The 11,972-nt window shown below is 62.8% G+C and carries 19 protein-coding genes; 5 read left to right on the top strand and 14 right to left on the bottom strand.

Annotation, left to right across the window (positions count from 1 at the left end):
* Positions 1–8: 8 nt before the first annotated feature.
* Complete coding sequence (locus AC1D0I_RS19185) at positions 9–617, bottom strand: TetR/AcrR family transcriptional regulator (RefSeq protein WP_477397016.1); 609 nt, start codon at positions 615–617, stop codon at positions 9–11.
* Between the two features lie 98 nt (positions 618–715).
* Between AC1D0I_RS19185 and AC1D0I_RS19180 the strand changes: the two genes are divergently transcribed.
* Genes AC1D0I_RS19180 through AC1D0I_RS19170 form a run of 3 tightly spaced genes read left to right on the top strand, consistent with a single transcriptional unit; the run spans position 716 to position 2,612 of the window.
* Positions 716–1,726 carry a zinc-dependent alcohol dehydrogenase family protein gene (locus tag AC1D0I_RS19180; protein ID WP_477305975.1) on the top strand — a complete coding sequence of 337 codons (1,011 nt, stop codon included), beginning with the start codon at positions 716–718 and terminating at the stop codon, positions 1,724–1,726.
* Between the two features lie 34 nt (positions 1,727–1,760).
* Entirely contained in the window at positions 1,761–2,210 is a 450-nt protein-coding gene (locus AC1D0I_RS19175) for an OsmC family protein (RefSeq protein WP_477305973.1), read from the top strand.
* A 15-nt stretch (positions 2,211–2,225) separates the two neighbouring features.
* Positions 2,226–2,612, top strand: coding sequence for a nuclear transport factor 2 family protein (locus AC1D0I_RS19170; RefSeq protein WP_477397014.1), 387 nt, complete (start codon positions 2,226–2,228; stop codon positions 2,610–2,612).
* Positions 2,613–2,632: 20 nt separating this feature from the next.
* Here the strand turns inward: AC1D0I_RS19170 and AC1D0I_RS19165 are convergent, their stop codons facing one another.
* The 9 genes from AC1D0I_RS19165 to AC1D0I_RS19125 all read right to left on the bottom strand — a co-directional run bounded on the left by AC1D0I_RS19165 (position 2,633) and on the right by AC1D0I_RS19125 (position 7,524).
* Positions 2,633–3,244 carry a LysE family translocator gene (locus tag AC1D0I_RS19165; protein WP_457150662.1) on the bottom strand — a complete coding sequence of 204 codons (612 nt, stop codon included), beginning with the start codon at positions 3,242–3,244 and terminating at the stop codon, positions 2,633–2,635.
* Positions 3,245–3,384: 140 nt separating this feature from the next.
* Positions 3,385–3,768, bottom strand: a complete 384-nt coding sequence (locus AC1D0I_RS19160) for a YkgJ family cysteine cluster protein (RefSeq protein ID WP_477305969.1) — start codon at positions 3,766–3,768, stop codon at positions 3,385–3,387.
* 4 nt (positions 3,769–3,772) lie between these two features.
* The gene (locus tag AC1D0I_RS19155) at positions 3,773–3,928 is read right to left on the bottom strand and encodes a hypothetical protein (RefSeq protein WP_477305967.1); all 156 of its coding nucleotides are present in this window, start codon (positions 3,926–3,928) and stop codon (positions 3,773–3,775) included.
* A 1-nt stretch (position 3,929) separates the two neighbouring features.
* Positions 3,930–4,337, bottom strand: coding sequence for a hypothetical protein (locus AC1D0I_RS19150; RefSeq protein ID WP_477287079.1), 408 nt, complete (start codon positions 4,335–4,337; stop codon positions 3,930–3,932).
* Complete coding sequence (locus AC1D0I_RS19145; protein ID WP_095086096.1) at positions 4,337–4,564, bottom strand: hypothetical protein; 228 nt, start codon at positions 4,562–4,564, stop codon at positions 4,337–4,339. The genes AC1D0I_RS19150 and AC1D0I_RS19145 overlap by 1 nt, the downstream gene beginning before the upstream one ends.
* A 383-nt stretch (positions 4,565–4,947) precedes the next feature.
* Positions 4,948–5,157, bottom strand: coding sequence for a cold-shock protein (locus tag AC1D0I_RS19140; protein WP_010915421.1), 210 nt, complete (start codon positions 5,155–5,157; stop codon positions 4,948–4,950).
* A 395-nt stretch (positions 5,158–5,552) separates the two neighbouring features.
* Positions 5,553–6,332, bottom strand: coding sequence for an SRPBCC domain-containing protein (locus AC1D0I_RS19135; protein WP_477397012.1), 780 nt, complete (start codon positions 6,330–6,332; stop codon positions 5,553–5,555).
* Positions 6,332–6,652, bottom strand: a complete 321-nt coding sequence (locus tag AC1D0I_RS19130; RefSeq protein ID WP_477305961.1) for an ArsR/SmtB family transcription factor — start codon at positions 6,650–6,652, stop codon at positions 6,332–6,334. Before AC1D0I_RS19130 ends, AC1D0I_RS19135 begins: the two co-directional genes overlap by 1 nt.
* A 212-nt stretch (positions 6,653–6,864) precedes the next feature.
* Positions 6,865–7,524: a glutathione S-transferase family protein gene (locus AC1D0I_RS19125; protein WP_477305959.1), complete on the bottom strand. Its 660-nt coding sequence runs from the start codon at positions 7,522–7,524 to the stop codon at positions 6,865–6,867.
* Between the two features lie 164 nt (positions 7,525–7,688).
* Between AC1D0I_RS19125 and AC1D0I_RS19120 the strand changes: the two genes are divergently transcribed.
* Entirely contained in the window at positions 7,689–7,877 is a 189-nt protein-coding gene (locus AC1D0I_RS19120) for a CsbD family protein (protein WP_477226350.1), read from the top strand.
* 54 nt (positions 7,878–7,931) lie between these two features.
* Here AC1D0I_RS19120 and AC1D0I_RS19115 read toward each other — a convergent pair whose 3' ends face one another.
* Together AC1D0I_RS19115 and AC1D0I_RS19110 are read right to left on the bottom strand one after the other, a co-directional pair.
* A complete protein-coding gene (locus AC1D0I_RS19115) occupies positions 7,932–9,065 on the bottom strand; it encodes a metallophosphoesterase (protein ID WP_477305957.1) in 1,134 nt (377 codons plus the stop codon).
* 95 nt (positions 9,066–9,160) lie between these two features.
* Positions 9,161–9,721, bottom strand: a complete 561-nt coding sequence (locus AC1D0I_RS19110; protein WP_477305956.1) for a TetR/AcrR family transcriptional regulator — start codon at positions 9,719–9,721, stop codon at positions 9,161–9,163.
* 149 nt (positions 9,722–9,870) lie between these two features.
* Between AC1D0I_RS19110 and AC1D0I_RS19105 the strand changes: the two genes are divergently transcribed.
* Positions 9,871–10,662, top strand: coding sequence for an NIPSNAP family protein (locus AC1D0I_RS19105; RefSeq protein WP_477305954.1), 792 nt, complete (start codon positions 9,871–9,873; stop codon positions 10,660–10,662).
* Positions 10,663–10,726: 64 nt separating this feature from the next.
* Here the strand turns inward: AC1D0I_RS19105 and AC1D0I_RS19100 are convergent, their stop codons facing one another.
* Both AC1D0I_RS19100 and AC1D0I_RS19095 read right to left on the bottom strand, forming a co-directional pair.
* On the bottom strand, positions 10,727–11,566 hold the full coding sequence (locus AC1D0I_RS19100) for an alpha/beta fold hydrolase (protein ID WP_477397010.1): 840 nt from the start codon (positions 11,564–11,566) through the stop codon (positions 10,727–10,729).
* Positions 11,563–11,972, bottom strand: a 410-nt coding sequence (locus AC1D0I_RS19095) for a glycine betaine ABC transporter substrate-binding protein (RefSeq protein ID WP_477397008.1), incomplete at its 5' end; no start/stop codon positions are given. The genes AC1D0I_RS19100 and AC1D0I_RS19095, both read right to left, overlap by 4 nt.

Raw genomic sequence — 11,972 nt, 5'->3', positions numbered from 1 at the left:
CAGCGGCCTCAGACCGCGGCATCCGCGCGTCGCCGTGCCTCTCCAGCCAGCACCGCGCCTTCAATCAGTGCCGCGACTTCGTCGGCGACCGCCTGCAGCGGGGCGCGGTCGCGGGTGGCGCGCGCGATCACCATCAGCCCTTCCAGCGACGATTCGACCAGCAGCGCCAGGGCATGGGCGCGGCGCTCGGGCACCCCTGCCCTGACGAAGGCCTGTTGCAGAAGGCCGATCCATTGCTCGAAGGCCGACCGGCACAATTCGGCCAGCTCCGGTACATCGACCGGTGAATCCAGCACCACGGGTGCGATCGGGCAGCCGAGCGTGAATTGGTTCTCCTCGAGCATGTGTCCGACCTCCTGGTAGATATGGTGGACGGCCACTGCCGGATCCTGCTCGGCGGCCAATGCCGCGCCGAGCCTTTTCGTCACCTTGTCGACGCTGTCACGCGTCACCTCGATGACCAGTTGGTCCTTGCCGCCGGGAAAATGGAAGTAGAGCGAGCCGCGCGGCGCACCGCTGGCGCTCAAAATGTCGTTGAGCGAGGTGCCGTGATAGCCGCGCTGCCTGAGCAGCAGCGCTGTCGTCTCGAGTATGCGGGTGCGGGTGTCGTTGGCCATGTCAACCTCTGTCAGTAGCCATCATTATAGGCCTTGCATCAAATATGACAATCGGTCTACATAATATGTAGATCAGTCTATATATTTGAGAGGTCGACATGAACGCCTATCGTCTTGAAGGATCCAGCGGGGCGGAACGCCTGGTGATGCGCGACGAAGCGCGCCCGGAGCCGAAACCGCATGAGATCGTCGTGCGCGTTCGCGCCACCTCGCTCAACCGGCGCGACACGATGATCCTCAACGGCGCCTATCCGCTGACGCCACGCCAGGGCGTCGTTCCCCTGAGCGACGGGGCTGGCGAAATCGTCGCCATCGGCGATGCCGTCACCCGCTTTGCCGTTGGCGATCGCGTGACCGGCAGCTATTTCGCCCGCTGGATCGACGGCCGCATCAACGCCGGCCTCATCGACCAGCTCGGCTGCACGCTTGACGGCATGCTGGCCGAACATGCCGTTCTCGACGAGCAATGGGCCGTGCGCTTGCCAGATCATCTCGACTGGCACGAAGCAGCAACGCTGACCTGCGCCGGCCTGACCGCCTGGAATGCGGTGACCGGCGCTGGAATTCCGAAGCCTGGCCAGTGGGTTCTGGTCATCGGCTCGGGCGGCGTCTCGCTGTTTGCGCTACAGTTCGCCAAGCTGCTCGGCTGCCGCGTCGTCGCCGTCACCTCACGTGGCGAGAAGGCCGAGAGGCTGCGGATGCTGGGCGCCGACCTTGTGATCTCGACTTCGGAGATGCCCGAATGGGGTGCGACTGTCCGCGACCAGACAGGCGGCATCGACCTCGTTGTCGAAACCGGCGGCCCGGCGACATTCGCGCAATCGCTGATCGCCAGCACGCTCTACGGGCACATCGTGCTGCTGACGCTGCAGGACCAGCAAGGCAGGTCAATCGAGATGCCGGCAGCGCTCTACCAGCGCAGCCTCGCCACCATCAGCCGCCTGTTCGTCGGCAGCCGGACCAATCTCGAAGCCATGCTGCGCGCTGTCTCACATCACCGGCTGCGGCCCGTCATCGACAAGGTCTTTGCCTTCACCCAAGCCGGTGATGCGTACCGCTATTTCCAGCAGGGCGACGTCTTCGGAAAAGTGGTCGTCGACGGCGCCTGACCCATCCATTTCTCGGAACCAAGGAGTGCAGACAATGACAATTCGTAAAGCTTCGGCCGAGTGGCAAGGCACGCTGAAGGAAGGCTCAGGACGGCTACGGCTCGGCAGCGGTGTGTTCGAAGGCGCTTATTCCTTTCCGTCGCGTTTCGAAAACGGTCCGGGCACGAACCCGGAGGAACTGATCGCGGCAGCGCATGCCGGCTGCTTCTCGATGGCTTTGAGCGCCATACTGGGCGGCGCCAAGTACGTCCCGACAAGCATCAACACGATCGCCAAGGTGCATCTCGGCGCAACCGCTGCGGGGCCGACGATCACCCGCATCGAAATTGAGACCCAAGCCGAGATCCCGGGCATTGCCCCGGACGAATTCCAGAACCTTGCGGAAACGGCGAAAGCGGCATGCCTTGTGTCGCGCGCCCTGGCCGGCGTGGCAACCATCACGCTGAAAGCCGAGCTCGTCGCGACCGCCGCTACGCAACAATGAAATCAGGAGGATGAGATGAAACAGGACAGCATCGTGACCGTTCATCCCGACGAACAGTCCAGGCAGACAGCTGAAATCATGCAGCGCTTCAACGACGTGTTCCAGTTGCATGATCCGTCGGCACTCCCCGGCCTGGTCGCCGAACACTGCGTGATCGAAAACACCGTGCCGGCACCGGACGGCGCCCGTCATGTCGGTCGGGAGGCGTGCGTCCAGCTGTGGTCAGCGATCGCCACCCAGCCCGGCACGCGATTCGACCTTGAGGAGACATTCGTTGCGGGCGAACGGGCGACGATCCGTTGGCGCTATTGGCTCGCCGATGGCAACTCCATCCGCGGCGTCAATCTGATGCGCGTCGAGGGCGGGCTGATCGTCGAAGCGATGGGGTACGTCAAGGGATAGCCGCCCCTGACCGCTCGCCGCTACCGGTCTGCCAAGGCCAGTTTTGCGCCGAGCATGACAAAGGCGCCGGCGAAGGTCCTGCGCATCCAGGTCAGCACCATCGGCCGCGACACGACATGGCTGCGGATCGAGGCGGCGAAGATGCCGTAGCCGACGAAAACAACGAAGGTCAGGAGCATGAAGACGGAGCTGAGCTCCAGCATCTTCGACAGCGCATTCGGCTCGGTGGTGCTGACGAATTGCGGCAGGAAGGCGAAGAAGAAGATCGACAGTTTCGGATTGAGCACGTTGACGAGGACGCCGGTCGCAATCACCTTGCCGGCGGAGCGGGGCGTCACATCCTGCTCGACGCTCAGGCCACCCTTCTCCTTCAGTGTGTTCCAGGCCATGTAGAGCAGATAGGCGACGCCGAGATATTTCAGCGTCTCGAAGGCAACCGCGCTGGTGTGCAGCAGCGCCGCAAGGCCGGTGATGGCGGCTGCCATGTGCGGAATGATGCCGAGCGTGCAGCCGAAGGCGGCGATGATCGAGGCGCGTGCGCCGCGCGAAAGGCCGGCGCTCAGCGTGTAGAGAACACCGGTGCCGGGCGAAGCCACGACGATCAGCGACGTCAACAGAAATTCGATGCTCACGATGGTTCCTCCCGGCGCGCCTGCCCTGTAGCAGCGTAGCCAGCAAGGAGGTTGCACACAAGCCGCCGGCTGTCGTTGCCGGTGCGTGTCGTCCGAAAGTGCGCAGCGGTCTTGCGACAACCTGCGCGAAAAAAAGGACTTTAAGACGTCGGCAATCCGTGCGCGCGGCGCGCCATCAGGCAATCGTCGTCGCCCGGCATGCAGGCGCGGCAGACATCCGGGCGGACTTCATAGATGCCACAAGCGGTCGACTTGCCGATCTCGCCGGAGAGCGCCGAGCAGCGCACGCCGTCGCAGCGCATGCCGGACAAGTTGGCTGCCACATATTTTTCCGGGATGCGGTCGAGATGGGCGTCATCCTCGGTGGAAAAGCGCGGCCACTCCGCCGAATAGGAACAGCAGGCGCCGCAGCTCTGGCAGTCGAAGACAGGGCCGGTGCTGCGTTGCGACGACGAAAGACTTGCAGCGGCCGCGAAGGCGAACAGTCCCGGCTCGGCAGGGTTGTGATCGGCGTCTTGCGGCAAGGTGTTATTTCTTCTTGCCTGTCTTGCCCTTTGGCGCATCCACCGGCGACTTGAACAGATCGGTCGCGGCTTCGTCGGCTTTCGGCGCGGCAACCGGTTTGCCCGGTTTTGCAGCAGCTGGCGTTGCAGGCTGGTCCTTGGCGGAGAATTTTATGGCCATGTCAGTCCTCGTCGGCGAAACGCGATGATGGAGCGCGCGGATTGCGCAAGCGGCCGATCAGCGCCGAAACCGCCGTGATGTTCATTTCCTCGGGCGACCAGTTCTTAACCGCCTCGATGTGGTGGGGCGCCAGTTCGCGATGCGTGCTGCCGCTGTAGGCGGCATCCTGATAAGTCACCCGCTCATGCGTCTTGGTGTCTTCGCGGACATACTCGATCAGGTAGTTCGGGCACTCAGCCCGGCCACGCACGCCGACGCGCACCTGGGCGTCCCCATGGGCACGCTTGCAGCGTTCGAGTTTTTCCAGCACGCGCCGGACATATTCGACCGGCTTGTCGAGGCCTTCGACCATGTCGGCAATGGTCGCATCGGTCGCAATCGGAGTAGGCGGGACGCGCTTGGTGGCCATCAGCGTTTTCCGACTCGTTTCGGCAAAGCGGCGAGAGCCGCGGCCGCGGCCATCTCATCGGCCTCCTTCTCCAGGCGCTGTTCGCGTAGCCGCGCGGTCTTGGCTTCCCGCGCCTCGCTGACGGCATCGCGCTCGGAAATGATGCGGTTGAGTGACATCGACTGGGTCTGCGTCTTGCTGAACAGGGACACGGCCTGATCAGGGGCTGTCTTCGAATTGGCGGTCAAAATCTTTCTCCTGTCAGGAGCTGGTGCAGACATGGCGAGACCGGGTCTTCGGTCAGGACCACGCACAAAGCAATACGGCAGCGGATTCAAATTGCTGGAGCGTCCCTTAGCACGTTCAGGCCGACGCGCAGTGCACTTTCGGCGGCAAGACGCGCAAAATGAAAAAGGCCAGGCACCGCCTGACCTCCCCATGAGAGCGCCGCGCATCCAATGACATCCAGAAGGATGCACAGGTGACATCCAGAAGGATGCACCAGGGATGCAAGGCAACGCCCTTCACATGCGCATGCCGTAGAAACTCAAGTCTCCGCGGCCAAGCGCCCGAATTCGCCATTCACCGGTGCCAGTACATCCGTGGTCACCGGGAAGGCTGAATTCTGTTTTCAGGCCGCCTTCAACTGGTCGGCGGACATCTTGCCCGACTTGTTGTCGCGGACCATCTCGTAGCCGAGCTTCTGGCCCTCGACGATGTCGCGCATGCCGGCGCGCTCTACGGCCGAGATGTGGACAAAAACGTCGGCCGAGCCGTCGTCAGGCTGAATAAAACCAAAACCCTTGGTGGCGTTGAACCATTTAACTGTGCCGGTGCTCATGACGAACCCTTTCCATGGCAAATATTCGTTAATCGCGGTGCGAATGCACAACGATTTTTGTCTCGATTTTTGATGGGGAAGTTCGTCAAAGGCGCGCATGCGTGCGCGGATAACAAAAGTCGGTCAAACAAATATCGACGAAATTCTTGTAGGCTTCTTTTTGCGCCGTGTCAATTTCTGGTTTAGCCGCCATCGAGATCAGGCGCAAAGTTGTCCGGCGAGAAGGAAACGAAACGCCGCCGCTCCAAAAAAACGCAACATGCCGGGAACCAGATCGGCGCCCGTGCATTTTAGCTGTGTCGTCAGCAGTTCATGAGAGCAATCGAAGGAAAGGTTGACGGCAAAAGACGCCTCCCGCGCGATAAAAGGCGCGAGGGGCGTTTTTGTTTTTGCCCTCACATCACGGCGGTCATCATCGGCAGGATCTCGTATCGAAAGCCCAACCCGGAACGAACCGTCGGGTCCGCCTCGGTCAGCGCCCGGACGGCGGCCTCATCGACGGCACGCACGATACCGAGCCCCCAGGGACCGGCGGGATCAGCGACCGGCCCAAACAGGATGACAGCCCCCTCACCCAATTTGCCGCGCAGATAGTCCGAGTGCTGCTTCATCAGTGTTTTTTCTGCATCGGTCAGGGTGAAGGCAAAGTCGGGCCGGGGCGGGATCAGCCGGCAGTGGAACACGCCTTGCGGCTTGCTGCCGGCTTCATCGGTGAGGAAAGTGGTCAGCCAGCCGAGCACGCGCTCCCAGCCGGAGCCGTGATCGCGGCATGCGCCTTGACGGACGCCAAACCCTTCATGGCGTAAGGTCAGCCGCGTTCCGGCACCCACCGCCTCGAGCATGTAGGTCACGGTGGTGACGTTGTCGCCGTCCCATGGCGCTTTCCACGTCAGCACCAGAAGGTGCGGCGGCTCCACCCTGAGATACTCGCCCTGGACATGAAAGTCCTGACCGTCGGCCCCCTTGCCTTCCGATCGCCACGCCCCGCCCGGCCGCAAGTCGGCGGTATGTCTCGTCGTCCGGTAAAGTTCGTCCGACCCCCACCAGAGCGGTATCTGGTCGTCCGCCGTCAACGCGCGAAACACTCGCTCGGGCGGCACCGCGATCGTTACCGTGGCGAGAATCGTGCCCGCCGATACATCGGCGATAGCGCGCGGTCTGTCGTTGTTGGCCATCATTCATTCTCCAGGTAGGATTTCAGGCTGCCGAGGCTCGCTTGCCAGAAATCGCGATATGGCAAGATCCAGTCGGCCACGTCCTTCAACTCCGCCGGTTCCAGCCGGTAGAGCCGCTCGCGGCCATATTTCTGTTCGGAGACTACCCGGAGCTCGCGCAGGACCCTGAGATGCTTGGAGATCGCTGGCCGGCTCTGCGAAAAGGCCGAGGCAAGTTCGTTGACCGGCGCCGGTCCCTGCCGCAAGCGGTCGAGGATCGCGCGCCGCGTCGGATCGGCAATTGCGCGGAAAACGGAACGGTCGGGGTCAGCCTGCGGCATAATACGTATCCATTTGGTTACGAATTATGCCGAATTGCCGTTCCGGTCAATTCTCGTTCGCAGCCGATTCCGGATGCATTTGGAGACTGCCTCACTCCAAGCCAGACACGCCTGGCGTTGCCGCCGACATCCGCGAGGGACAGACAGGCGCCCCTCAGCCGCATCGCCTGAAACCATATTTGCGGCTGCGAGGCTCGAAGCCGCGTGCCAGATCAGTCCTGTTCGTGCGGACCAGGCTCGGGCCAGGTTTCCTTGGCGGCCTCCGCGTACCAGTGACGCATTGCTGGCGTTGAAAGCACCGCATCGACATAGGCTCTGGTGTCGGGCGCCAGCGTGCCGCCATAAGTGTCGAAGCGGGTGACGATCGGTGCATACATGGCGTCAGCCGCGGTGAAGTGGCCGAACAGGAACGGGCCGCCCTTGCCGTGTCCTTCCCGGCACTCGCGCCACAGGGCCTCGATGCGCTCCCGCTGCGCCTCGCCCTCGGCGTCGAGAGGCTTGTGGCCTTTCGGGCGACGCAAATTCATCGGCCAGCCATAGCGGACCTCGCGAAAACCGGAATGCATTTCGGTCGCCACGGAGCGCGCCAGCGCACGGGCGCCGATATCGGCCGGCCAGAGATTTTTCTCAGGAAACAGGTCGGCAAGATATTCAAGGATGGCAAGAGTTTCCCAGATGATCCTGCCATTGTGATTCAAGACCGGCACCAGCCCGGTCGGCGAAATCTTGCCGAGATTGGCCGCAGTCTCGGGCGTGCGCAGCCGCACGAACCCCTCCTCGAACGGAATCTCCAGATGCTTCATCGCCACCCAGGGCCGAAGCGACCATGAGGAGAAGCACTTGTTGCCGATATAGAGTGTGAATTCAGCCATTTTTCTCCCCGAGCGCACGATTGTCCTGAAGTCCTTTAGCCTGCCAGCCTTAACGCCGAAAGCGGTTGCGCAACTTTGATTCGCGGCTGGGGAAGCTTGGAACCTAACCGACGCCGGCTCGTTAGCCTCCGCGGACGAATTCCCCGAATTCAAACTCCCAGGAGATGCGGAAAATGGTGAACAAGGATCAGGTCGCGGGCATGGCCAAGCAGGTCAAGGGCTCTGTCAAGGAAGCTGCCGGCAAGGCGACCGGCAACAGGCAGACCCAAGCCGAAGGCACGGCCGACAAGATCGCCGGCAAGGTGCAGAAGGCCTATGGCGACGTGAAGGACAAGATCAAGAAGGCGCTCTGATCCCCATCGGATATCGCTTTTGCCCGGGAAAGGCGGCCGCCAGGGCCGCCTTTTTCATGTGCTCCAGTCCTTGCTGAAGGCGTTGGTGAAGGCGACCTCGCCATGATCACCGGTCGCCTCGCCCAGCACCACGTCCATGGCGTCGCTAGTCACCCTGGCCAGCGCGAAGCCACCCATATAGGCAGCCTTCGGCTTGATGAGGTCGAGCCCGTCGCCGCGGTAGATCAGCGGTGTGTCGTGCTTGTGGCCATGGAAAATGGCGACGACATTGTAGCCCTTCAGCGCCGCCAGCAGGGCCTGCCGGTCGGCCTCGCTCCACCAGTGCGGCGCGCCGGCACCGCCATCGTCATACGTCCTTTTGGCGGCATCCCACCGTTCTATCGAGAAGGTGTCCCAGCCATAGTGCTGGAACAGGATGACCGGGCGGCCATCCGCAGCGTAGGTGGCCAGATCCTGCTTCAGCCATGGCAGGCCGCTGTCGGCGCCGTGGCCGGTGTCGCCGGCGAAACGATGCGTCTGTACGAGATGCAGGCCGCCCCAGTCCCAGGAATAACAATCGCTGTCGACGTCGTAGTCGGTGGCCGGCACCGGCGGCTTGAAGAATACGCCGGCGCGGTGATTGACCTCGACATAGTCGCGCATTTCGCGCCGGTACCAGTCGACATGGTGCGGCGGGCCGTTCTGGTCGAGATCGTGGTTGCCGAGCCCGACATAGACCGGCACGTGCACGCGATCGGAACCGACACCTTGCTGGTAGCGCTGGCTGAACTGGAGCAGTTGGGTGCCCTCGCTCGGCTGCGTGATCTGGCCGCCGCCATCGTCGGTGATGTCGCCGCCAACGACGAGCCCAAGCGGCGTGCCGATACGGCTGCCGGCCGAGCGCAGACCGGTGGCGACGCCGTTGATCTCGGCCGGCCAATCCTTGTCGCCGAGGGCGTTCAGCGCTGCGATGTTGCGCAGCAGCGCGGCGTCGGTCTTGCCTTCCTTTTGGCAGTTGGGGCTCAAGCCGCTCGCCATGCGACAGGCATGGACATCTGCGATGAACAGGAAGGTGGCGTCGATCGGCTCGACGCGCTGCCCGGTCTGGCTGCGTGCCGGGCACGACAACGCGCCGGCCGCGGCCAATCCGGCGGCCTGGGCCAGAAAGTTGCGTCGAGAAAACAAACCAGGCGAGCGGCGATTCATCATGAGGTGAATTTCAGCATGGAGAGCGGCCGGCCGTCCAGTTCAACGCGCGACATCGCGACAACAGCGTCACAGAACTGCTCGATCACCTTTCGGGATCATTTCCAGGCCTCGCCCTGCACCGGCAGGCAGTCGCGCAGCACACCCGCATCCTGCGCCGTCTTGGCCATCGACATGGCGCCGGAATAGGTGGCTACGGCAAGTGCTGCAAAGCGCTGGGGGTCGATGCCTTGCTCCCCGCCCGCCTGCTGGTCGGCCCTGACCTTGTCGGCGATCGCCTGGCGCCATGCCGAAAAGATGCGGGCAAGTGCCGTCCGGAAATCGGGATCGGCGAGCGACAGTTCATGCGCCAGATTGTTGAGCGGGCAGCCGCGCACGAAACCCTGCTGTTCCAGTTCCGCTGCCACGGCCTCGAACACCGCGCGCACGCCCTCGCGTGCCGAAGCCGCCGCCCGCACCGGCGCGATCCATGTCGCTTCGACCGCTGCCGCCACACGCTCGTCGATCACCGCCAGCGCCAGCGCCTTCTTGGTCGGGAAATGGTGGTGCAGCGCGCCGCCGCTGACACCAGCCGCCGCCATCAGGTCGCCGAGGCTGGAGGCATGATAGCCGCGCGCCTGAAACGCCGCCTCCGCGACATCGAGCACCTTGTTGCGCATGCCTTCGGGGTCGTTGATGCGCTTTCGCGACCGAAGCCTCGGTCGAGTTGTGATCTCTGCTGACATTACCGAACAATAGCATGTTGACAAAACAGGACAACCGGTCTGTTTATAAACAGGACAATCACCCTGTTCTTGGAGACTGACGGATGAACCTGCCCCTGAATGCCACGCCGCAACCCGCGGTGCTCGCCTCGCCTGTGGTCGAGCTGCGGCAATACACGCTGAAGCCCGGCAAGCGTGACACGCTCATCGACATCTTCGACGGCAGACTGATCGAGGGCCAGGAAGACGTCGGGATGACCATCATCGGCCAGTTCAGGGATCTCGATCGTCCGGACATGTTCGTCTGGATGCGCGGTTTCGACGGCATGGACGCGCGCAGGGATGCACTGACCGCCTTTTATGGCGGGCCGATCTGGGCGGCGCATAGCAATGCGGCCAACGCAACAATGATCGATTCCGACGATGTGTTGCTGCTCAAGCCGGCATGGCCAGGCGCCGGTTTTGATCTCTCGGGCACACTGCGGGCAGGCTTGACCGCCGACAAAAAATCAAGCCGGAACAAGCCCCTGTCGGCGATTGTTGTGATCCGGATTCATCATTTGCGGCCAGGCGCCGAGGGCATTTTTGCCAGTCGCTTCGAGCCCGAGATGGCGCCGCTGATGACCGCACCCGGCGCGCGCGTGTTCGCCGCGTTCGTTACCGAGCATACCGAAAACAGCTTTCCGCGCCTGCCGATACGGGCCATCGAAAACGTCTTCATCAGCGTCATGGGATTTGACAGCCCGGAAACACACGCCCGCCACGAGGCCACGCTGGCCGGTTCGCCTGCATGGCAGGTGTTTTGGCAAGCGGTCCAGCAGGATCTGACCAGACCAACCGAGACTTTGCGTCTGTCCCCGACCTCGCGTTCGCGGCTTGGGCAGCGGTCCGCTTGATCAGGGATGGTGATGGTGCCGAAGCCCGGCAGGACGTGCCGGCGGCACGCGCTTTGTTCGGGCGCTAGCGGAATCCGAATGTCTTGCTGATCGCCTCGGCGACAAAAGCCGGATCTTCCCAATGAGGGTTGTGGCCACACTCCTCGGCGTGCACGAGGCTTGCCCCAACAAGGGCGTCCAACAGCGCCTGCTGATGCGCCTGGCCGAACAGCGGGTCGTGCTGGCCGGCGATGATCAGCGTTCGAGCCTGCACGGCTCGCGCCAGGTCACTCAGATCGGTGCGGCGAATTTCCTTCAGGGTCGCTTGCCAGCGTGATGCCGGCATCTCCGAGGCGTCTTTGGCCAGGCCTGCGAGAAAGGGCTGGGGCACGCCAGGCCGGCAGGCATGCCACCAGGCATAGAACGGGTCGTCCGGCGATATCGGGTCGCGCAGAGCCTCAACGCCCATGACCAGTGGATGGTTCTGCGCCAGGTCGGGCTTCAATGTGCCGGCCAACAATACCAGCCCGCCGATGAGTTCGTTATGCCGCGCAGCCAACGCGATAGCCACCATGGCGCCCAGCGAATGGCCGACGAGCACCGGCCGGTCAAGTCGCAAGTGGGCGATCAATCCAGCAATGTCACTTGCGAAATCGGCGATGCGGCAACCTTCGCCAGTTTGCGACCCGCCATGGCCGCGCAGATCCGGCATGATCAGCCGACGTCCGGCCAGATGCGGCGCCAGGAGCGAAAAGCTGCGGCTGGTGTCAGTGAAGCCGTGCACCAACAGCAGCGCCGGCTCGGCGCCGGCGATCTCGACATAAGCAATGTCGAGATCGCCGCTATTGATGAATTGCTTGCGGCCAGCCCAGCCGTCCTGTTCCGCCCAGCCATTCGGAAAGGCATCAAATGCTGCCGGTCTCACAGGCCAAGCTTTTCCTTGACCGCGGTAAGGCCGGGCTTGCCGTCGAATGTGGTGACCCCGGCAAGCCAGGTGTCCAGACGATCCTTGTTCAGCTTGATCGCCTTCAGCCCCGCCTCTTCCGGCTTCATGCCGTCATTGATCAGGTAGCCCATGCCGACATTTTCAAAATCGATGTCAAAGGTGAGGTTTTTCAACAATTGCCCGGCATTCGGGCACTGTTGCAGGTAGCCCTTCCGCACCTGCGTGGTCACCGTCGCGGCGCCGAGGTTGGGGCCATAAAATTTGTCGCCGCCGGTGAGATATTTGAAATCGTACATCGTGTTCATCGGATGCGGCGCCCAGCCCTGGAAGACGATGAACTGCTTTTCCTTGATCTCATAGCCGACCTCCGACAGCATGCCAGCTT

The sequence above is a fragment of the Mesorhizobium sp. P2_D1 genome (assembly GCF_056404455.1).
The sequence above is the reverse complement of the archived record's forward strand: the minus strand, read 5'-3'. Positions and strand labels throughout refer to the sequence as shown.